At 77.1% G+C, this 818-nt stretch carries 1 protein-coding gene; it reads left to right on the top strand.

Annotated features, from left to right (window positions below; genetic code table 11):
- Positions 1 to 818 (top strand): TetR family transcriptional regulator (locus IE312_RS06020; protein WP_370467518.1); only part of this gene is annotated, 818 nt, incomplete at both ends.

The raw sequence follows: 818 nt of genomic DNA, 5'->3' as shown, positions 1-818 counted from the left end.
CTCCAGCAGCGCGGCGCCGGCCGCGAAGCCGCCCATCCGGGACGCCCTGGTCGGGGCGGCTTTCCGGCTCTTCCTGGAACGCGGGTACGAGCAGACCACCGTGGACGACATCGTGGCCCTGGCCGGGGTCGGCCGGCGCTCGTTCTTCCGCTACTTCCCCTCCAAGGAGGACGTGGTCTTCCCCGACCACGAGCGCTGCCTGGCCGACATGACCGCGTTCCTCGCGGCGGGCGGCCCGGAGCACGATCCGGTCCGGCGGGTCTGCGACGCGGCCCGGCTGGTGCTCGGGATGTACGCGGAGAACCCTGTCTTCTCCGTGCAGCGCTACCGCCTCACCCGGCAGGTGCCGGGCCTGCGCGCCTATGAGCTGTCGGTGGTGTGGCGCTACGAGCGGGCGCTGGCCGAATACCTGCGGGCGCGGTTCGCGGGGCGGCCCGACGGGACCCTGGACGCCGACGTGATCGCGGCCGCGGTGGTCGCCGCGCACAACAACGCCCTGCGCTCCTGGCTCCGGTCGGACGGCAAGGGCGATGCGGGCGCGGCGGTGGACCAGGCACTCGGGTACGTGCAGCGGACGTTCGGCCGGGCGCCGGCCCCGCAGGCGCCGGCCCCGCAGGCGCCGGCCGCGCAGGCAGCCGCCCCGCAGGCGCCCGCCGCCCGGCAGCACGCCGCCGCGGCGGCCCCTGCGGCGACCGGCCCGATGGCCGCCTGGTTCGGCCCGGCCGGCACCGGCGCGGCGGCGGCCCGGACCGACGAGGTGGTGGTGCTGGTCTCCCGCCGTGACGCACCGCTGTGGCGGGTCGTCCAGGAGCTGGAGG

The organism is Streptomyces capoamus, from assembly GCF_014654935.1.
Taxonomy (GTDB): domain Bacteria; phylum Actinomycetota; class Actinomycetes; order Streptomycetales; family Streptomycetaceae; genus Streptomyces; species Streptomyces capoamus.
The sequence above is the reverse complement of the archived record's forward strand: the minus strand, read 5'-3'. Positions and strand labels throughout refer to the sequence as shown.